The 21,139-nt window shown below is 51.9% G+C and carries 15 protein-coding genes; 9 read left to right on the forward strand and 6 right to left on the reverse strand.

Going from position 1 to position 21,139, the window contains the following annotated elements; genetic code table 11:
* The 7 genes from VMT62_04275 to VMT62_04305 all read left to right on the forward strand — a co-directional run.
* Window positions 1-367 (forward strand): hypothetical protein (locus VMT62_04275; GenBank protein ID HVN95624.1); only part of this gene is annotated, 367 nt, incomplete at its 5' end.
* Between the two features lie 215 nt (window positions 368-582).
* Window positions 583-963: an EthD domain-containing protein gene (locus tag VMT62_04280; protein ID HVN95625.1), complete on the forward strand. Its 381-nt coding sequence runs from the start codon at window positions 583-585 to the stop codon at window positions 961-963.
* An 89-nt stretch (window positions 964-1,052) separates the two neighbouring features.
* Window positions 1,053-1,445, forward strand: coding sequence for a DUF488 family protein (locus VMT62_04285; protein HVN95626.1), 393 nt, complete (start codon window positions 1,053-1,055; stop codon window positions 1,443-1,445).
* Window positions 1,446-1,619: 174 nt separating this feature from the next.
* Window positions 1,620-2,468, forward strand: a complete 849-nt coding sequence (locus VMT62_04290) for an IclR family transcriptional regulator (protein HVN95627.1) — start codon at window positions 1,620-1,622, stop codon at window positions 2,466-2,468.
* A 248-nt stretch (window positions 2,469-2,716) separates the two neighbouring features.
* Window positions 2,717-4,858, forward strand: coding sequence for a CocE/NonD family hydrolase (locus VMT62_04295; protein ID HVN95628.1), 2,142 nt, complete (start codon window positions 2,717-2,719; stop codon window positions 4,856-4,858).
* 219 nt (window positions 4,859-5,077) lie between these two features.
* Window positions 5,078-6,016 (forward strand): hypothetical protein, encoded by a 939-nt coding sequence (locus tag VMT62_04300; protein ID HVN95629.1) that lies wholly within the window; start codon window positions 5,078-5,080, stop codon window positions 6,014-6,016.
* Between the two features lie 303 nt (window positions 6,017-6,319).
* Complete coding sequence (locus tag VMT62_04305; GenBank protein ID HVN95630.1) at window positions 6,320-8,443, forward strand: CocE/NonD family hydrolase; 2,124 nt, start codon at window positions 6,320-6,322, stop codon at window positions 8,441-8,443.
* Between the two features lie 716 nt (window positions 8,444-9,159).
* Here the strand turns inward: VMT62_04305 and moaA are convergent.
* The 3 genes from moaA to glp form a co-directional block, all read right to left on the reverse strand.
* Window positions 9,160-10,140: a GTP 3',8-cyclase MoaA gene (gene moaA / locus VMT62_04310; GenBank protein ID HVN95631.1), complete on the reverse strand. Its 981-nt coding sequence runs from the start codon at window positions 10,138-10,140 to the stop codon at window positions 9,160-9,162.
* Between the two features lie 125 nt (window positions 10,141-10,265).
* Entirely contained in the window at window positions 10,266-12,173 is a 1,908-nt protein-coding gene (locus VMT62_04315) for a molybdopterin biosynthesis protein (protein HVN95632.1), read from the reverse strand.
* 58 nt (window positions 12,174-12,231) lie between these two features.
* Window positions 12,232-13,446: a gephyrin-like molybdotransferase Glp gene (glp, locus tag VMT62_04320; protein HVN95633.1), complete on the reverse strand. Its 1,215-nt coding sequence runs from the start codon at window positions 13,444-13,446 to the stop codon at window positions 12,232-12,234.
* A gap of 123 nt (window positions 13,447-13,569) precedes the next feature.
* Between glp and VMT62_04325 the strand changes: the two genes are divergently transcribed.
* Entirely contained in the window at window positions 13,570-14,172 is a 603-nt protein-coding gene (locus tag VMT62_04325) for a PIN domain-containing protein (GenBank protein ID HVN95634.1), read from the forward strand.
* Window positions 14,173-14,301: 129 nt separating this feature from the next.
* On the opposite strand, the gene VMT62_04330 is transcribed toward VMT62_04325, so the two are convergent.
* From VMT62_04330 to VMT62_04340, 3 genes are all read right to left on the reverse strand, one after another.
* Window positions 14,302-14,706, reverse strand: coding sequence for a hypothetical protein (locus VMT62_04330; protein ID HVN95635.1), 405 nt, complete (start codon window positions 14,704-14,706; stop codon window positions 14,302-14,304).
* A 356-nt stretch (window positions 14,707-15,062) separates the two neighbouring features.
* Complete coding sequence (locus VMT62_04335) at window positions 15,063-15,653, reverse strand: isochorismatase family cysteine hydrolase (GenBank protein HVN95636.1); 591 nt, start codon at window positions 15,651-15,653, stop codon at window positions 15,063-15,065.
* A 266-nt stretch (window positions 15,654-15,919) separates the two neighbouring features.
* Window positions 15,920-20,044 carry a PAS domain S-box protein gene (locus VMT62_04340; protein HVN95637.1) on the reverse strand — a complete coding sequence of 1,375 codons (4,125 nt, stop codon included), beginning with the start codon at window positions 20,042-20,044 and terminating at the stop codon, window positions 15,920-15,922.
* Between the two features lie 361 nt (window positions 20,045-20,405).
* On the opposite strand from VMT62_04340, the gene VMT62_04345 reads away from it, so the two are divergent.
* Window positions 20,406-21,107: a nuclear transport factor 2 family protein gene (locus tag VMT62_04345; GenBank protein HVN95638.1), complete on the forward strand. Its 702-nt coding sequence runs from the start codon at window positions 20,406-20,408 to the stop codon at window positions 21,105-21,107.
* Window positions 21,108-21,139 lie beyond the last annotated feature (32 nt).

A 21,139-nucleotide genomic window follows, 5' to 3' on the forward strand; every position in this document is an offset into this window, starting at 1 on the left:
TCTCGCTCTGGCAGGTGGTGAAGGGTTGGCCTTAGCCAAGGATATTTACGCCGAGGCGTATACGCGCAGAGAAGAACTCTCGGCGCCCTATGCATCGGTCATTGACATTGATTCGGGAAAACTTCCCGCCCCTGGTGAGCTCGCCCGATGGAGTTCCGCACAATATGCCGCTGCCGTCCGCCACGATCCACAATGCAGGGAATTCAATCCGAGCTTGAGGCAACTCCTCCATGTGGGTTACAAGATCGCTGCGGAGAAAGGTGAGAGGTATCTCGGTCTTGTGCGCGCAAGTGAGGCAACTATCGCTCCCAACGTAACCCAAAATCTCTTCGAGCGCCACATCAAGCCTCTGTTTCTCGACAGCTAATGCAAAAGACAGCCTTCTGCGCTTCGGTTGTCAGAGTCCGTTTGAGGCGAGCACAAAGCTTTTGCCTTGAAGTTTGACCTGCGTTGATGGAAAATAGGCTCGTGGGTGCAATCACCGATCGTGCGCCTGCGGACGGACCGGAGAAAGAGTCACCTAGACCACCTTGTTCGGAATCCGCTCATAGGTCCATCTCGCCGCAGGAAGGAGACAGTAACATGGTAAAATTCATCTTTTGTGCGAGGCGTCGATCCGATATGACTCGGGCCGAGTTCCAGGACTACTGGCTCAACCATCACGCCCCCTTGTTCAAAGAATTCGCTGACACATACAGGGCCATCCGTTATGTGCAGAGTCACACAATCGACTCCCCGCTTAACGAGAACGTGAGGAAGATCAGAGGCTTGTCCGAGGCATACGACGGGGTGGGTGAAATATGGTGGGAATCAGAGGAAGATTTTCTTGCCGCCATTAACTCTCCGGAAGGTCAGAAGCTTAGGGCCATATTTCTGGAAGATGAGGCGAGGTTCGTAGATTCTGCCCTGTCATCGGCCTTCTTTACTGTTGAGCATGTGATCGTTGACGGGAAAGTTGGATAACGCAAAATCCGGCCCAACCCCCGGATGCAGTCCACAGTCGTGAGACGACTCGGGCTCACCGGCAGGTCGGGCGTGATAAGGGGTGATTCATGGCTATAAGAATTGTCCAGCTTGGCACAGTAAGAGCCAAAGATGAAGGCACCCGCATCGGAACGGTCCGCCGCCCACCGAGGGGTGTGCCGAAAAGCGAGTTCGCGTCAGAGAACTGGTATGACGTCTGGCTCCCTAACCTGGCGCCAAGCGTGGAAACTATGAAACTCGGGCAGCAGGCTGAGACACCCGCCGAATGGGCGGCATTCACCAAAAAGTACCGCGCCGAGATGACCCTCCCCGAGAATGCTCGAACCATCGAGCTACTCGCAGCTCTGTCCCACCAGACAAATTTCTCGGTGGGCTGTTACTGCGAAAACGAATCGCATTGCCATCGTTCCGTGCTCAAGGAACTTTTCGCCGAAAAAGGGGCTAAGCTGGCGCAGACGTAAATGTCCGCCGCAACATGATCGTTTGCGTCAAAGCGTGGCCTGAAATCCAGTCCTATACTGGTCTATATCTAACTATTACAATGTTATACTTGACATCAGACATGCCTCGGACTTAAACTGCGAATCTTATGATACAGAAATAGTTTCTGCCTGCAGAAAGATGGAGAATCACCGGTGAAGTCCTCCAAGAAAAAGCAGAAAAAGAGCTATTCGCAATTCGTACCCGCCGTTGAGCAGGCCACGAGAATCCTTCAGTATCTTTCTTCGTCATCCGGACTAAAGGCAAATCTGACAAGTATCTGCAAGTATGTGGGTATCCACGCAAGCAAAGGCTATGCTCTCCTCAATACACTGCAAAAGTCGGGTTATGTCAATCGAGATCAAAGCACCAAACTATACTCCCTGGGCTTGAGCCTAATCTGGATCGGCCAGAAGGCGTTGGAAGGGGTCCACGTCAAAGAAGTCGCAAAGCCCTTTCTCGAGGGTCTCGCGGGAGAAACGCACAGCACGGCACTGTTTGGAATGATCGCGGCAGATCAGATTGTAATCGTTGGAAAGCACGACCCTGACCACGACGTGGGGGTTACCCTTCGTCTCGGATATGCCGTACCCCTCACCTATTCCGCCCCCGGTAAGGCCATAGTAGCGTTTCTTCCGGAGAGGGAACAGAAGGAGCTTCTTGGAGGGAGTACCCTCTTCTTTCACGGAGAATATCCATCTGACCTCGATCGTCAAAAGCTTACCCGGGAACTTGATGAGTGCAGGCGAATAGGCTATGCAAAAGCCCCCGGGAAAGGAAATCCTTTGGTGAGGGTTCTCGCGTCACCCGTACTCGGCCCTACAGCTTACCCGCTCGGTGTCCTCTTCGTTATTGGCATTTTTCCAGAATCTATCGAGGCTTCCTATGGCGGAAAAATCGCGGAGGCGGCGCGACAACTTTCGGCGATCCTGGGGTCGGATGCAACCTGGCCTTCCGCAGAGGCGGTGGAGCACGCCGCGCGAGTACACGGTCGGAAACATTAAATACACGTACCGTCGCTTCCCACGTCAAAGACCGGCTGGAAGTGCCGGAACAAATCTATAAGGATATAAACCGCGTGGAACACAGTTTTCACAATGGTACAAAAAGCGGAACCACAACCCTTAAGTGGCATACATGCCTCTCAAGGGTTGTGGAGACAAAGGAGGTGGACAGGGCAAGTGTTATTCGTGTCAGCTTATTGGATCTTACGAAGAAACAGCAGGCGTTTTCATCAAGAAAGGAGGATCAGATGAAGTTTAGACGTGCAATTGGTATCGGTATTATCACAACTCTTGTTTTAACATTTTGTTTCATATCATTGAGTTTAGCTGGTCCGGTCGTGCTGACCCAGCCGGGAGTATACAGCAGGTATAACACTCCGGATTATGATGGTTGGAAGAGGATCTCCGTGTATGTGCCCGTCCGAGACGGCACAAAGCTCGCGGTCGATATCTACAGGCCGACCAAGGCCGGTGTGATGGAACAGGCTCCCCTGCCCGTCATCTTTCAGTTCACGGGATACCGCCGTGCCACATACACTTCCCTCACCAACAAAACCATACATTATCCCGACACAACCTTCACAAAATACGGTTATGTCATGGTATACGCCGACACGCGGGGCAAGGGCGCCTCTTACGGCACTCGCATGGAAATGTGTGACCGGACTGAAGCTATGGACGGCCATGATCTCGTCCAGTGGATAGGCTCACAGCCATGGTCTGACGGAAACGTCGGCATGTGGGGAGCCTCCTACACGGGGAATACGCAGGTTGAAACGGCAAGCAATACGCCGAAATACCTGAAAACCGTCATCCCCGAGTGGACCGATTACGCCAAATATGATGCCACGTACCGGGGAGGCATGCACAGGACAACAGCCGGCGGAGGCGAAACTCAGGATGATTCCATTACGGTCCCTGTGGACGAAGATACGGTTGATGCGAACAACAACGGTATCACGGACATGCTCGAGGCAGCGATTGCGCAGCACGTGGCCCCTTATCTACCCACGTCATATCTCTATTTGAACTTTATCGCCAGAATGCCATACCGCGACAGCTATGATAGTGACGTAGGCAAACTGGGAGAATACTGGATCAATGCGGCCAATTACCCGTACTTCAAGGCCGAAAAAGAGGCAGGCATTGCCTTCTATCAGGTAGGCGGATGGTATGATCTGTTCGGGCGGGATACGCTCATCGGCTACAACAACTTGAAGAAACATGGAAAGATGTTTCTGGCGCCATTTGGTCATTTCGGCGGGACAACCCCCGGCATCGTCCTGAACCAAGAATTCCTGCGCTGGTTTGACTACTGGCTCAAGGGCATCGACGACGAAATAATGAGCGAACCCCCTGTGTACTACTATACAGTCAACGCCCCTACGGGAACAGAGTGGAGATTCTCGCCGCAGTTCCCGCTCGGCGAAGAGAAGTATGTGAAGTACTACCTGGCCTCAGGACCTTCAGGAAGCAATCCCGTTTCAGTGCTGGACGGAGGGCTCAGCACCGTTGCTCCGACGGCCAAGAACGGCGGCCAGGACAGCTACAAGCAGAATTACAACCCTGTATGCACGGCAATGATGGGCAACTGCAGTTATGATCAATGGTCTTTGACCTATACTACGGATGTTCTCTCCAAAGACCTGCAAGTGACCGGTTCGCCGATCGTGCATCTCTGGGCCGCGTCAACCGCAACAGACCAGGATTTCTTCGCGGATCTGGAAGATATCGATGCCAACGGTAAAGTCGTCAAGGTCGTGGCGACACAGGGGAGGCTTCGGGCCTCACATCGCAGCCTTGCTAAAGCCCCATTCGATAACCTGGGACTCCCCTGGCACCGCGAGTATCAGCAAGACATGGTCCCGCTCACTCCGAACGCTCCCACGGAACTTGTCTTCGACATTCTTCCCACCTCGTATATCTTCCCGGCGGGTCACAGGATGAGAGTGGTAGTCATGGCAGCGAGCAAGCAGGCATTGAATTATCTCACGCCCGACTCAACCGTAACCATTTACCATGACAAGAAACATGCGTCGTACGTGAGCCTGCCGATTATAGACAAACTCAACGTCTTTCAGGGCACAGTCACAATGCACACCCGGCAGGATCAATACAGCGGTCCTGCGGACCTCTATGCTTCCCCGGAAGGCATCTATCTTAGCTACGCCGGCAAATGGCTGAAATGGAAAACGGAAAGAGCCTGGGATGGGGATTGGAGAGGCTATTTCCTGCGTGATGCAGAGTGTTTCAAGGGTGATACAGAGCACTTCATGGGTGAGGGCAAATCGGGACACATATCCGTAGTCGTTTCATCCAATCCAAAAGGCCCCTTCAACGCTATTGCCGAGGGATGGGGGATAGACTTCAAAGGTACATTTAAGTATTAGACCTGTTGATATTTGGTCTTTTCCGGGGGCATTCGGTTGGGGGGATTGCCTCCGGAAAAGACTTGCAGGAGCAAAAGTCGATATGGTCACGCGCATCAGATCTCAAAAGGATCGAATAAACTTAAGGAGGTACAAAAGAGACAATTTCGCTGTGAATGAAACGAGGGTACACAAGATGTTTTGTGTTTTACAAGTGAAAAACATCAAGGAGGAATTACCATGAACTTTTCTTTCCGCAAGATTTACTTTTTTTTGATGATCCTGGCAGTTTGCATGCTTACCACTACCTCTTATGCTGCGGAGTGGGTAAAAGCACCGGAGCTGGCTATGGACAAGTATTATGACGTCGTCCGCGAGGCGGCGCCAGGCCTGCCCGGCTGGACAGTCTATCGTCCGGACGATCAAGCATTGATATGGAGCACGCGGGAGAAGCTGCCGATCCTAATCTGGAGCAACGGCGCCTGCACCGAGACCAACGATGGTGCTTTCTACTTTCTGGAACAGATAGCCGCGCACGGATTCGTGGTTGTGGCCTTCGGTAAACCGGATGTTCATGTTGGCGGGAATGGAATCGCCGTGGCCGCCAGGATGGAATCGGCAATAGATTGGGCGACTTCACCTCCCTGGCGTGGTGGACCGTGGTACTTTAATCAGGTCGATGTCAAGAAGATCGCCACTTCAGGATTTTCATGCGGAGGTGTGGATGCGGAGTATACAGCTGTGACCGACCGGCGAGTGAAAACGTCCGTCATCGTGTCGAGCGGCTTCTATCCTGACCTCTTGCCAGGGCAGACCCCTAGTATGTCCGGCCCCCTTGCCCACTCCCGAGATTTGCTCCCGAATCTATACGGTCCCATAATTTTCCTCCCAGGTAGTCCCCCGGGAGTTGGTACGACTTCTGATATTGCTTACCCCAATGCTATTGCAAACTACAACCTCATCTCTACTGTTCCCACTGTTCTTGCGTATCACGCGAATACCGCCCACGGCGGCTACTTAGGTACTGCTCCCACCAGTCTCCAGCTCCAAGCCGTGCAGACCGTGGTCGATTGGCTGGATGGTATCCTCAACAAAAATCAACAGGCACTCGATTGGGTGATCGGGCCTGATGGGCTCAGCACACTACAAGACTGGACAGTCCAGTCAAAGGGTTTCTAATAATCACCAAGGGAGAGGGCCGAAAGCCCTCTCCTCTTCTTTCAACTGGCGAGGAGGCTGCTCAGTTGATCGCTCACCGGAGAATCACCCCCGGTCAGACCCCTACGGCAGTGAAAAGAGGGGGAATTTGTGCAAGTAAGACGGTAAATACCATCTGGACGGGAATGCACGCAACCCGGATACATACAGTATAGATATGAAGTAGAACGTCGATTCTGGTGGTAAGCAATAGCACGTAAAGAGAATCATCGTACTAAGCCGTGGATTTCGGCTTAGATCTATTTTTTGCACAGGAGGATCAGCATGAAAATGAGACGCACTTTTGGTATTGGCATTGTTGCTACACTTCTTTTGGTACTCTGTTTCATCTCTTTCGGTTCGGCTGATCCGCTGGTTTCCAAACCCGGCGTATACAGCGGCTATTCCAACGTACTCTATGATGGGTGGGTCCGTTCCTCCCAGTATGTCACAGTACGGGATGGGACCAAGATCGCTCTCGACATCTATCGCCCCACATTGAAAGGCGCGGTTGCAAATACTCCTTATCCGGTTATCTTTCAACAGACCCAGTATCGCCGGTCATACTATGCGAACGGCAAACTTGTACTCCAGGGCACCAATCAGACCTACGTGGATTTCTTGACAAAATACGGCTATGTTTTTGCTGTGGCGGACGCCAGGGGCATAGGCGCCTCCTACGGGCAACGTCGAGGTCCTTGGTCCAGGGAAGAAGCCTATGATACCTACGATATCATAGAGTGGCTGGCGGATCAGCCATGGAGCAACGGCAATATCGGTATGTGGGGCCTTTCTTATATGGGTGGAACACAGGTCATGGCCGCCAGCACCATGCCGCCCCACCTCAAAGCCATTTTTCCCGCGCAGACACCATTCGACAACTATGATGAACTCCTTACCATCATACCGGCGAACGGACCTTTTGGAGAGCTTTCAAATGCGGCGACCGACCTGACCGCGGCCCCTGTGGACGCAGATACGGTCATTAATAGCTATGGCTATCCATCAATGCTGTATGCGGCTGTGCAGGAACACCTGCCCTATTACAACAGCATCCAGCAACTCGCCTTAAGCCTTGGCCAGACTGCACCGCCTTACAGCTCCGTGGGGCCCGCTCCGTACCGCGACAGCTACGCTCCTCTGGCTCATAGTCAGTATTACTACGAGAATAGTGCAAGCACTTACCTGCCAGAGATCAAACACTCTCACGTTGCTGTCTATAATATGGGATACTGGAATAACTGGTTGAGGCGGGGCAGCATTTCGGCCTTCGAGAATTTTCGAAACCCGAGCAAACTGATACTGACAGCCACATCATCGACACCTTCATTCAGCTTCGTATCGGAACACCTTCGCTTCTTCGACTACTGGCTGAAAGGTATCAATAACGGTATCATGGGGCAGCCTCCCATCTACTACAATACTCTGACCGATGGTGCGGAAGGCACAGGCTGGCACTATGCCTGGAAGTGGCCGCTACCTAACGAGAAGCGTACCAGATACTACTTACAGGCCGGTCCGTCGGGAAGTACAAACCCCGGCGTTAACGACGGAGTGCTGAGCCGAACCGTTCCCACGGGAACCAGCGCGCAGGACGACTACACCGTCTTCTACGGCATCACCCCGGCAAATCAAGATGCCAAAGGCATTACCTACACCACCGATCCTTTGACTGCTGATATGGAGATAACGGGCCATCCCGTGGTCCATCTCTGGATTTCATCCACTCAGACGGACGGTGACTTTGTGGCTTCTCTTGAAGAAATAACCGCCGCGGGAAAGGCTACCGTGGTTGCAAGCGGCTCTCTCAGGGCATCGCTCAGAAAAATCGTCTTCCCGCCTTACAACTACATGGGGCTTCCCTGGCGTCGTGCGCTTGAGGCCGACGAGCAAAAGCTCACCCCGGGCACTCCTGTGGAACTCAAATTTGACCTTTTGCCTCTCTCCAACGTGTTCAGCAAAGGAAACCGTATAAGACTCACTATCGTCTGTGACTCCTCACCCAACACGCCGCACCTGTCACCTGTACCCGTTGTGAGTATCTATCGCAACATGGCCATGGCCTCTTACATCACTCTTCCAGTCACCACCGACCCCATCAGGGTTAGAGCCGATGTAAAGCCTGACATGATCAATCTCAAGAGCCACGGAGAGTTCACCGTTGCCATTACGCCACCCTACAGGCTCGGGAAGGGGTATGGCGCGCGCGATATCGACATAAGTACTCTGCGGTGCAACGGCGCTCCCGCCGTCAGAGGAACCGTCGAACGTGACACCCTTATTGCAAAATTCAATACGCAGGATCTCGTCGGTACGTCAGCTGGACCGGCGGCTACCTTTAGCGTAACAGGCAAGTTCAACTATGATATCCCCTTTTCAGGCACAGACAAGGTGAGGGTAATGAAGTAGAAAGCTTTAACACGTTTTGACCAGGGGCGTTAAAACGCCCCTGGTCAAAACAAAAAGTCAGGAGTGCAATCTGTAGCAGATAGCTATACAGAGGGGAACGGGACAACCCGTTCCCCTGTCATTTCTCATTTGTTCACAATCATCTTTTTCTGGTATGAAGTGAATTCACAAAATACGAGGCGAAGGAGCATGGTTGTTATGCGTATGGACAAACGCGTGTTCGGGAACCGCATCTGCGGCGGGCTGTTTCGCCTCGCGCTGCTCCATGTATGCATATACACATCCGCGCCAGCAAGGCTCACAGTCCATCCACATCTGCTTCTTCCACTCCACGCCTTTGTCCATCCACTCCGCGATTGCGGCGCTCTCCTGCAATCGCGGAATCGTCGAGGAATATACGTGGACTTTGCGCTCACGCGCTTCGATCAATACCATTGCATGGATTGTCGCCCTCGCCTCCCCTGGCTCGGCCGCCAAAAACAGCAAACGGCAAATGTTATCAAATGCACCTTGGTATGGGATCAACAACGCTCTCTGGCCGAAGCTATTTTCGATGGATAACGCGAAAAGCGAAGGCCGGGGTTCGTAGGCGTACTGTTTCGTACGTCGAAGAATCACGGCCCGCTGATTGACAAAGTTAGCCGCGAAAAGAGCGAGGCCTTATGCGGATTACTCACTAATGGCGCGGAAATCATTTCGCGCAATTAGTGAGTAAATCAACCGCCAATGCTACGCAAGCTGCGCTGACATTTTCGGATAAGCCCCATCTCCAGCTTCTTCTCCGGCTTCACCCGCACAACCTCTTTCACGAATTGAGCAATCTCGTCATCGGTCTCGCCGCTCCTCAAAAGCGCCTTCACGTTATACTCCGTATCGGAGAAAAGACAAGGCCGTATCATACCGCTGGAGGTGAGCCTGATCCTGTTGCATTCAGCACAGATGTGCGTAGATACGGGACTGATGAAGCCTACCTTACCTGAACCTCCTTCGATATCGAACATGCGCGCCGGTCCCTTGTCCCGGCTCACAGAAGGTATAAGATTATAGGCGGTCCTTATCACGTCCTCTATCTGCTGAGATGTAATAATCTCCGTACTGTTCCACAGTGAGGCATCGCCGAAAGGCATGAACTCGATGAAGCGCACGTGGTGGTTCCACTTCTTAGCCGCTTTCACAAAATTGAGTATCTCGTCATCGTTGAACCCTTTTATAATGACCGTATTGATCTTGATCGGGTCGAGGCCCGCGTAGATGGCCTTCTCAATGCTCATGATCACCTCGTCGAAGGCGTCGACGCCGGTGATGTAGGCGAACCTGTCTTTCTTCATAGTATCGAGACTGATGTTGACACGCGTAAGCCCAGCCTCCCTGAGTTCCACGATCTTTTCACCGAGAAACACGCCGTTGGTGGTGAGGCTCACGTCCTCTATGCCCTCTACACTGTTTATCTCCCGTAGCAGGTAACCGATGCCTTTTCTCGCCAGGGGCTCGCCACCGGTCAACCGAACCTTCTTTACGCCGAGGCGTGCAGCGATTCTTACAAAGCGAAGTATCTCTTCATAGGAGAGAATCTCCGTGTGAGGGATGAAGTCGAAGGACCCGTCCACGCAATATTTGCAGCGCAGGTTACACCTGTCCGTCACCGATATCCTTATGTAATTTATCGTGCGATCATAGGTATCAATTAGATTACTCATACCAATTTGCCTTTTACACGCCCCGCCTTGCTTTTTTCCTCCCTCGTCCATCGTCCAAGCAAAGCGATCATCCCGGGTCTAGCCTTTTACTCTAATCCTTAATCCCCGGCCCCTGAACCGTGGTTTTATCCTTGCTCATATTTGATCTTTCCCGTCTGCCCCGTATTGTAACCTCCCAGGGCGTCCACCCTTTGCCTGAAAGCCTTGGAAGCGATGACGTCCATCAATACGGAAAACCTTCCGTCGCTTGCAAATTCCATAGTCACGAGAAGATCATACTCCTCTTCAGCCAGGGGAATGAAATCAAGCGAGAAGGCTCTCGCCACCGAATAAATGCCTATTCCGACATCCGCTATGGATTCTTTGATCAAGACCCCTACTGCGGTATGAGAAGATTCTTCTCTATCATACCCGCTGATCAGTTCTTTTTCAAGGCCCTGTTTGGAGCAGAGCGAATCAAAGAGAATTCTTGTGCCGGAACCGACCTGTCTATTTACGAACCGTATGTCTGATCTGACAAGGTCCCGTATGCCGGCGATACCCCTGGGATTACCCTTTTGAATCAAGAGTCCTTGTGTCCTCTTTGCCACATGAATCAGCCTCACAGCTTTATGAGGGAGGTATCGTTTAATGGCGGGCACGTTATAGATCTTTTCCTGTTCATCAAGGATATGGGTGGTGGCGAGCGGTGTGATCCCCTTCGCAAGCGCCAGGATGCCCGAGAGACTTCCCGTATGTGTGGAAATGAGGTCCATCCCCGGGTGGTCTGTCTTAATAATGTCCCGCATCACGTCAAGAGAAAGGTCGTGACTCCCGATAATATGAATCCGCTCCGCGATCTCTTCTTCATTTCTCAAAAGCTCGCAGGCTACCGTTTCGCCCTCTTCGTATCCTTCTATGTGCTCGGGTATCCTCACGATCCCGTCGGCTTTGGCCAGAGACGAAAAGGCGCTTGCTCCCCTGCTCAAAGGGATAGCGAAATATTCACCCTTATTTCTCATAAGGTTCACCCGAACAATCTCCTCGATACCGATGCGGGAGGCCATCTTGTAGGCTGTAACACAGGCGATGCTCTTCGTGTATGTCTTGATGCGCATGAGTTGTTCGTAGAGCGGTACAAGAAAGGTTTTGAATGTCACGACCGCCGACACGGGATAACCGGGGATACCGAAGATGGGCTTACCGTGGGCCACGCCGAACAGGGCAGGCTTACCCGGCATCATGGAGACACCGTGGAACACAAGCGTACCCAGCTGACTCACCACTTCTTCCGTGTAGTCTTCGCGGCCTGCGCTTGATCCGGCGTTAACGAGCACCACATCATGCGCGCCTGTGGCGTCCGTGACAGACTTCAGGAGCTCTTCCCTGCTGGAAGCGATGGGCCACAGGAAGGCCTCATAGCCTGTTTCTTCGGCAAGCTGTTTTAAGGTATAGGAGTTGAAATCAATGAGCCTTGGCTCACCCCTCGGCTCAAGAGACTCTTTGAAAATGTCGATGAGTTCTTTGCCCGTGGGGATGATGGCGATACGGGGCCGTCTTCTCACGTGGACATGTGTTACATCCGCCGAAATAATCATCCCGATATCAAGAATGGTGATTCTGTGATTGGAGGGCAAAAGCATATCGCCTTCGATAAGGTCTTCACCCACCATACGCACGTTCTGCCAGAGATGAACGGGCTTTCTCACAGTAATATGACCGGAATGCTCTTCGGCGTCTTCGACCATGATCACAGCGTTCGTTCCCTGCGGCAGAAGGTCGCCCGTGTTCACGGGGGTTGCGTCATTTTTTCTGTCAAGGTTCACCGGGTTTGAGAGATCGGCTCCACGGGTCTTTTCGAATAAGACCGCATACCCGTCCATGGCCGCGCACATAAAAGGCGGGTTCGAAACCTTCACGTGGACCGGCCTCGTGGTTATCCTTCCCTTGCATGTATAGACCGGAAGATATTCTTCGTCATCGATGGTCCCCACATTCTCGAGGACCTGTTTCACCGCTTCGTCTGACTTCAATGTTTTCAAATATCGTTTCATATTGGCATCCGCTCGACGAGGCCATCAAACCCCTGATTCGCGGCCCCACATCCGCCTATCAAAAGAAGTAAACCTCAACGGTTTCTCCCTTCTCCAGGCCTTCGGTTCCCTGGGGCACGATGATATACCCAGCGGCATGAGCCAGCGAGGAAACCACGGCCGATTTGGAGAAGATTGGCACGACGCTCACGCCCGCGGCCGCCCTTTCCAATCTCACCGGCACATACTCTTCGATACCGTAGGACGAAGGCACGTTGGTTGCCAGTACGCCCTGCGTAGTGATTTCTTGGCCCCGGGTCTCACCCTGAAGCCTTGTCGCAAGCGGCGCGACGAAACGCACCGCCACCATGGCACATGAGGCGGGATGTCCCGGGAGTCCGAATATGGGCTTTTCCAAAAGCCTTCCGAATATGGTCGGCTTCCCCGGTTTTATATTGATTCCGTGGAAGAGAATCTCACCACCAAGCTTTTCAATGGAGTCAGTTATAAAATCTCTCTCGCCTTTGGAGCTCCCTCCCGAAATAAGTATCATATCATAGGCTCCGGCCGATTGGAGCTTTTCCGTTATCTCGCCGATCTCATCCGCCACATGCCCCAGGAACTCGCAACGGGCTCCTGTCTTTTCCACAAGGGCCGTTACTGTGTAGCGGTTAATATCCCGGACCTTCCCCGGTGAGGGTATCTCATCAACGGCGACAATTTCGTCACCCGTGGAGATAAGGGCAATGCCGGGCCTCTCATAGACCGGGATGCTCGATTGACCGAGCGCCGCGAGTACGCCCAGATCGAAGGCTGTTAACTTCCTGCCCATCTCAAGGACAATGACGCCTTCCTTAATGTCTTCTCCCTCATGGCAGACATGTTCGCCCTCATAGACCGTTCTCGTTATCTCTACGCCGTCCGTAACCTGACGGGCGTATTCCTGCATGACAACGGCGTTCGACCCAGAAGGCATCATGGAGCCGGTGCTTACATAAACACAATCGCCGCCACTTATCCTCCCCTCTGCCTGCTCGCCAATCCGCACGGCCCCTGTCCTGATAAGAAAGAGAGGGTTCGTCTCTGTCGCCCCCTGTGTGTCCCTTGATCGCACAGCGTACCCGTCGACAAGGGAACGTGCAAAGGCAGGTATGGATTCGCTCGAAACAATATCTCGGGCAAGTACCCTGGCATAGGCATTATCGATATGGACCGTCTCCGTGCGCGGGCTCAGAGAAAAGGTATCGAGTATGCGGCAGGCCTCGCTTGCTGTTATTGCTTTGAGAAAATCCATAGAAAATACCGTTGCACTTAATATAGGTGATTAGGCCGGATAAGTCAAAAAGATGGGTCGGTGTGCAATTCCATCTTGTTTATCACTGGCAAAACATGTATTATAAAGATTAAAGGGGATTTCATGAAGAGGGTAATCTTAGTTGATTTCGAAAACATACAGAAACTCGACTTCGAGCACATAGACACCACGAATACGGATATTTTGATCTTTGTGGGCCGCTCCCAGACGAAAATACCTTTTCAGCTCGTGGAGAAGGCGCAGGGCTTCGGTGAACGTCTGAAGTGGCTGAAGATCGCGGGCGATGGCAAGAACAACCTCGATTTTCATCTCGCCTTCGAGTTGGGGAGACTCGTAGAACAATGGAACAACCAGGTCGAGCTTATCATCCTCTCCAAAGATAGCGGATACGATTCCCTGATCAGATATGTCAACGATATTGGCGTCCAGACAAAGAGGATCGCAAACCCGGCCGAACTGTCCGACAGTACCAAACAGCTTCCCACGTCAAATTTTACCGGCACCATCGTGGCGAACCTGCGTAAAATCAACGTGCAGAAGCTTCCCCGGACCAGGACCACATTAAAAAAGCATATCGCCTCACTTCTGCGGGATAAAGCCAACTCGGCCGAGATCGACCTGATCATCGAAGAAATGTTTGTCAAAGGTCTCTTGACGCTCACCAACAATCGTCTCAAGTACTCCATGGACCCGGCGGAGTCTTGAGCCCCATGCTATCGACACGTTAAGAATAATGAAGGGCAGGCAATAAGGAGCGCGGGATCAACCCGTAGCGGAACCGCCGCATCGCATTCATATCGGCATGTATGGACTAATCGGATAGAACAGGTTTACTTAGCGCAGTATCCAGTGAATTGAAGCGAAACAGATAATAGTAAATGCAGCGATAGCGGCTGCGATTGTCTCCCACTCCCACTTATTTTCTTTAATGATCTCTTTCCAATCGCAACTTGTGCAGTACACTATCTTACGTCCAATGAACTTGAGGAACCATTCCATTACGTGCCCTTTTGCGTTTCGCCTCGCCTCCTGGTTGCAGACCGGACACCGTAACGCGGTCAGCGCTGTCCTCAGGTACAAGGCGTCCATGGTCACTGTGTTCTCGGGCATATATTGCATCTTTCTTACAGGAGGCATATGGTCGGCAAAAAAATCCAGGTTCTTGAGGCCTCTATGCGACTCCTCTACGGATACACCAAGATTAACATGCTGGTCTTCAGACACGTTCTCTTTTCCCATTCACTCCCCCACAAAATTATCGTCACACTGCGCGAGATAAGGCCTCGTCAGGCCAATCACCGATGAGAACCTAACGAACGTCACGTTCCCGATCCATATATTGCCTGACAAGCGCTCTTCCAATCTCTGTATTTCCCAATACTTACAGGGTACCGCAAAAACAATTAGGATGTCAAAGCAAAAATTTTCTCACGGACAAATGGTGGCTGCATTTTTTCGTTCGCATCCGGTGACACTTTCTCGCCGCGTGAGAAAAATAGATGGCGTTTTTTGTTGTTCGGGAAAGCTCGCACACGCCAAAACAAAGGGCCTGGCGCATGCCGTAGCTTAAGCATTTGACGCTACTCAAGAGCGCCTCACATCCTGCTCCCTTTTTGCAGGGCCGCTATGAGCTCGTCTGTGGTACAGACTGTGCTTGCCCGGGGAAGAATTGTTATAAGTGCGACTTCATGTGCGCCCACGTCCGCATCCGAGCAACAATCCCCCAACACGATGAGTCGAAAATCACGATCGAAGGCATCGCGGACGGTCGATTCCACGCTTACGAGCGTGCTCACCCCGGCAAGGATGAGCGTATCGATCTCAGCCGTACGCAGGATAATTTCCAGGTCAGTGCCGAAAAAGGCGCTGGTTCTCCTCTTGGTCACAACGATGTCTTCCGACCTGACCTCTATTTCGGGGCAGATCTTTGCATCAGGGTTTTTTTCCAGAAGCCTTCCAGCATTCTTCGTTCTACTCACCAGGGTATTACGCGCTGAGACTTCAGGGTATCCGGGACGATAACCAACAGTCACATGCATGACAGGAACATGAGCGTTCCGTGCGGCGCTTATGGCCCTGCCGAGATTGGCAAGGACCTTGACCTGCTCTGAGTGCGGCAGCATGCCCACAATCCCCACTTGAATGTCTATCAGGATTAAAGCAGATGAACGAAGTTCAATCTCCATGCTCGCTCCTTTTAAAGAAAGAACAGTCTTCCCCGCCCAGTCTTTCTATCAAGCACAGGTTGCAATTTCTTCGCCCGCGGCGCCTCATCCTCATCAATATAGCACAGCCGAAGAGCGCATGGAAGGGTTCCCGCGAGCCCTGAGATCAAACTTGACTGAATGAACATGCAAGAAGAAGCCTGATCGAGTGAGGATTTTACCTGCGAGGCAAGCATTGGGCTTTCGAAGGAAACGTGGATTATGATGAGAAATCCAGCGGGCTGCTTCTACGGGTAAAGCCCGCTATCCAGAACCTCTCTCACCTTCTGCAGGAGTGTGATGGGTGAGATTGGCTTCTGGAGAAAACTGAACTCCCCGTCCTGGATGCCTTTGTCGAGAACAACGTCCCTGGTATGTCCACTTATGAAGATCACCTTGACGCCTGGTTTGAGTGCAAGTATTTCATTATAGGCTTCCCGCCCGTTCTTTTTCGGCATGACCGAGTCAAGAATGAGGAGGTGAACCTTATCGGCTTTTTTGAACTGTTCCACCGCATCCTGACCATCAACTGCTTTAAGTGTCGTATACCCATAGTGCGTAAGTATCTTATCGATAAGCTCCCTCACTGCTTCGTTGTCCTCTCCGATCAGAATGATTTCGTTGCCTCCCTTAACGGATGCCGGTTTTGGTTGGTCTTCCCTTAAGGTTTCTTTTGCTGTTGGAAGGTAGATGTGGAAGGTCGTTCCCACGTGTGGTTCACTGTATACGGTGATATAGCCATCATGCTGTTTTACGATTCCATAGACGGTGGAGAGTCCGAGACCCGTTCCTTTTCCTGCTCCCTTGGTAGTGAAGAAGGGGTCAAAAATTCTTTCCTTCGTGGCCTCATCCATGCCCATGCCCGTGTCCGAGACGGCAAGAAGCGCGTAGCACCCGGGTTTCCCGTAACCGTGGAGACGCTGGAACTCGTCGTCCAGGTCGATAAGCTGTGTCTCTATTGTAAAAGTACCGCCCTGCGGCATGGCATCCCTGGCATTGGTAGCAAGATTGAAGAGAATCTGATCGATCTGCGTTGCATCGGCCATGATGACAATATCCTGGCCTTCAAGGTGTGCGTTAACAGCAATATCCTCGGTGACAAGGCGTTTAAGAAGCTTCTCCGTCCCTCTGACGATCTCGTGCAGACTGACCGGCTCAAGCCTGATTCTCTGTTGCCTGCTGAAAGCGAGAAGGTTCTGCACAAGCTCTGCGGCCTTCTGTGAAGCCGCCAGAATCTGGTCCGCATAATCCCGTGACTTTCCGCGTTTAGCCTCCATCTGCAGGAGAGTGGCGTAGCCCACGAGGGCCGTAAGGATATTGTTGAAGTCGTGGGCAATGCCCCCGGCCAGGGTGCCAATGGCTTCCATTTTCTGTGCCTGGTGCAGTTGAGTCTCGAGGTGTGTTTTCTCCTGCTCGGCCCGTTTCAGATCCGTTATGTCCACCAATGACGCCACGCTCCTGTCAGTACCCGGGATCACATCGACGACCACATATACATCCCGCACTTCTCCGGCTTTTGTCACAAACCGGAATCCGTATTGCTTTGAGGTGGCGTCAGGGCTCTTGCGGCGTAAATGATGAAAAGAGAGCATGTTTCCTTGATCGTCTTTGAACACAAACTCCATCCAGCTCTTTTTTCCTTCGACTTCATTTTTGGGATAGCCTGAAAGATGTTCAAACTCGACATTGCAAAGGCTGATTGTCGTGTCGTTTTCAATAATTACCGTCGCCGCTCCGGTATTCTCAAACACTGCGCGGTATCGCTTCTCAGACTGGGATAGTTCTGTTTGTGCCTGTTTCCGGTCCGTGATGTCCTGATTTATCCCATACCTCATGATGACACGGCCCGAATCCTCTGTGGTGGCAGTCGCTCGTACCACAATATGCCGCACCTCGCCATCCCGCCTAATAATACGGTGCTCAATATCAGGCATGGATTCAGCGGTACCTCTCGCGATATTTTCCCTCACTGCCCGAGAGACAAACAGCTGATCGTCGGGATGGATAAATCGTTTTCTGTATTCTTCGACTTCCATCCGGTATCCACCTTCCCGCTCCGCTGTGGTGCCGTAAAGGGCATAGAAGGGATCGTTGAGGATAAACACATTCTCTGCCGGGTCAAACTCCCAGTACACAACATTGGCAAGTTCCATGGCCTGGGACAATCGAAGTTCGCTCATGCGCAGGGCTTCTTCCGCCTTCTTCCGTCTGGTAATGTCTCTGGAAAATATTGATATTCCAAGGGTCCGGCCGTCCTGCTTCAGGAGATTAAAATTCATCTGCCTGACGTTGCCGGTAAACGTGACATCTTCTATCGTACAGGGAGCCTCCACGAGGCCTTTGCGGTAGAAACTCTGCCATTTTTCGATGACCCGTGATTCAGATTGCCACAGTTCGTCAAGCCCCATACCGACCTTCGGCTCGAGTCCCCGTTCAACCCTGAAGAAATCCTCAAACGCGCGGTTCCAGGTAAGCACGCGAAAAGACTCGGCGTCAACGGACCAGATTCTGTCGTCGGTGCTGTTGACAATGGCAAGTGTCTGCGCCCGCGATTCGGCCAGCTCTTTAGTCATCTTGGCCCGCTCCGCCTGCATCCGAAGGAAGGTAATGCCGTAAGCCAGATCGCCCGTCAGTTCCTCAAGCAGGGTGATCTCGTCAGGAGTAAAAGAGCCTGCAACCCCGGAGTAAATGGTCAGGGCACCGAAAGCCTCTCCCTTCTCGTCTTTCAGCGGCAGAGCGATGGCGCAACGGTAGCCCCGGCTTAATGCCCTCTCGCGCCACGGGAGGACTTTCCCGTCTGTCGCAAAATCCTGCGTGTAAACCGGCTGCGCGCTTCGAATACTCGTTCCCGTAGGTCCCCGCCCTCGTTCAACGTCCGCCCACGTGACATGTGCATCGGATAGGTAATCATCTTCGGCCCCCGCCCACGCTATTGGACGGACGGACTTCTCCCCGTCTTTCTCGGCATACCCAACCCAGGCCATGCGATAGCCAGCCTCATCACAGATGATCCGACAGATGTCGGTGAGCAAAGTTTGTTCATCTTTTGCACGTAAGAGCGTCTGATTGCAGTTGGTGATGGCCCGTAATTCTCTGTTCAAGCGAAGAATCCTCTCTTCTGCTCGCTTGCGCTCGGTGATATCCTGGGCTATCCCGTATCTCTTGATGATACGGCCTGAATCGTCCCTGGCATTAGTCGCTCGGACCACGATATGTCGTACTTCCCCGTCGCGGCGGACAATACGGTGTTCGATAGGAGCTAAGAATCCGGAGTCGTATCCTGCTATAACGTGCTGTACAGCTTGATAGACAGGCAACTGATCGTCAGGATGTACGAATCGTCTTCTGTATTCCCCCCTCTTCATCCTGTATCCACCTTCCTGCTCTGCTGTGGTGCCGTGAAAAGCATAAAAGGGATCGTTGAAGGTATACACTTCTTGGGCAAGGTCAAACTCCCAGTAAACGATTTCAGCAAGCTCTATTGCCTGAGACAATCGAAGCTCGCTCCCGCGCAGGGCTTCTTCCATCTGTTTGCGTTCCGTGATATCTCGGGCTATGCCGATTACCTCTACCGCTTCACCTTTACTGTTGCGCACGGCTGACGTCTTAACCTCGGTCCATATGGTTGATCCATCTTTGCAGTACAGTTCCACTTCCACAATCCGTGTCCGGTTCGGGTCTGCCGTTTTTGCCTTGTCAAGCTCCAGTTCCTCCCTGACAACCCTTTTCACGGACTCTACGCTTTGAGCTGTCATAGAGCGGCTGATAGGTTGGCCGATAATCTCTTCGGGCGAAAACCCTCTTATTTTTGATACCGAGGGGCTGATATACCGGTACTTCATGTCCAGGCCAAAGGTGAAAATAACATCAGCGGTGTTATCGGCAAGCAGGCGGTATTTCTTCTCGTTTTCCTTTAATGCCTCTTCGGCGCGTTTGCGTTCGGTGATATCTACCAGGGTCCCCACTATTGCGGGCTCCCCTTCATACTCCGTGTAGGAACTATAGGCCTCAACATGCTTGATGTCCTGGTCTTTGGTAACTATCCTGAATTCATAATGGCGAGACGGCAATTCCCCCGATATCCTCTTAATCAGGCTCTCTCTCACTGTGGGCCAGTCTTCCGACAATATTACGTCATTTACCCTCAATCTATCGATCACGTCCTCGACTCTGTACCCGAATATTTCGGCGCACCTCGGATTAACATATCTCAGTAACCCATCCTGTTGCATAAGATAAACACCGACAAGAGACTGTTTGGATAGCTCTCTGAAAATGATCTCAGATTTGGACCATTCCAGGTCTTTAATTCTCCGTCTTAATGCAGATATTTCTTCAAGGAGTTCCTGATCGGTTTTTGACGGATCATTCATACTGGCTCCTCTCTGATGATCAACAATGCTGATAGATTCAAGGTATTACACCTATTACCTTGAACACATGCCAGAATATACTATTTCATGGCCTCCTCAATACCGGACCACTGTTGACTGTATAACCGACAATGCTGTTTTTGTCAATGCGAATCGGGCGTGAACAAGTGCCGTGGATAATATGCGTCGTTCAATGCTGCAGTGGAGATACCGCTCGCGAGTGCCTTATTCGGGAATTGAACGATATCTGCATTCCGCAGGCATTGAGTCTCGTGCTGTAATGCGAAAGCGGTTGACGTCAAAGTCGCGTAAGGCTACAATTGACGTTGCAGGAACCAAATATCCAGGAAAGGAGAACCATATGGGATTGGAGGAACTCGAGGCAAGGATCAGGCTTCTTGAAGAACGGGTCACGTCTCAAGAAAAAAAGCTTAGAACTTTAGAGGACATTGAAGAGATAGAGAGACTGCAGAGAGCATACGGCTACTATATAGAACATTGGATGGCCGGGGAGATAATCGATCTTTTCTCTGACGGACCCGATGCGTCATTGACGCTCGCTGCAGGCACATATCTCGGCAAGAGTCGGATCAAACAATATTTCGAACATTACAAGAACCAAAATAACGAATTCATGCATCAGGTGATGCAGCTTCAGGGCATCATCGACGTGAATCCGGACGGTCAAACGGCAAAGGGACAGTGGTATGGCTTCGGCGCAGTGGCCATACCTGTAGAGAAAGGAGTGATACAGGAGTTCTTTGGCGGGATATACGGTGTTGACTACGTGAAGGAGGGTGGCATATGGAAGCTTAAGAAACTCCGCTTCGATCAGGTGTTCAGCTGTACGCCGCTTAGAGGTTGGGTGAAACCGGAACGCGTGGTGGCGGCCCCGGACGGCCCGAGCGCCTCTCTGCTCAAGGCTGATATACCCCGCACCTTTAGCCTCCGTTACCCTTCGGGATATATCTTTCCCTTCCATTTCAAGCATCCCGTCACGGGCAAGGAAACGAGTGAGAGAGCACACAATGCGGCCATTGATGAGCAGAAGAAAACGAGCTGAGAAGAGAAACTTAAAGCGGTTGGGGTTTGGAA

Source organism: Syntrophorhabdaceae bacterium (assembly GCA_035541755.1).
In the GTDB taxonomy this organism is placed as follows: domain Bacteria; phylum Desulfobacterota; class Syntrophorhabdia; order Syntrophorhabdales; family Syntrophorhabdaceae; genus PNOF01.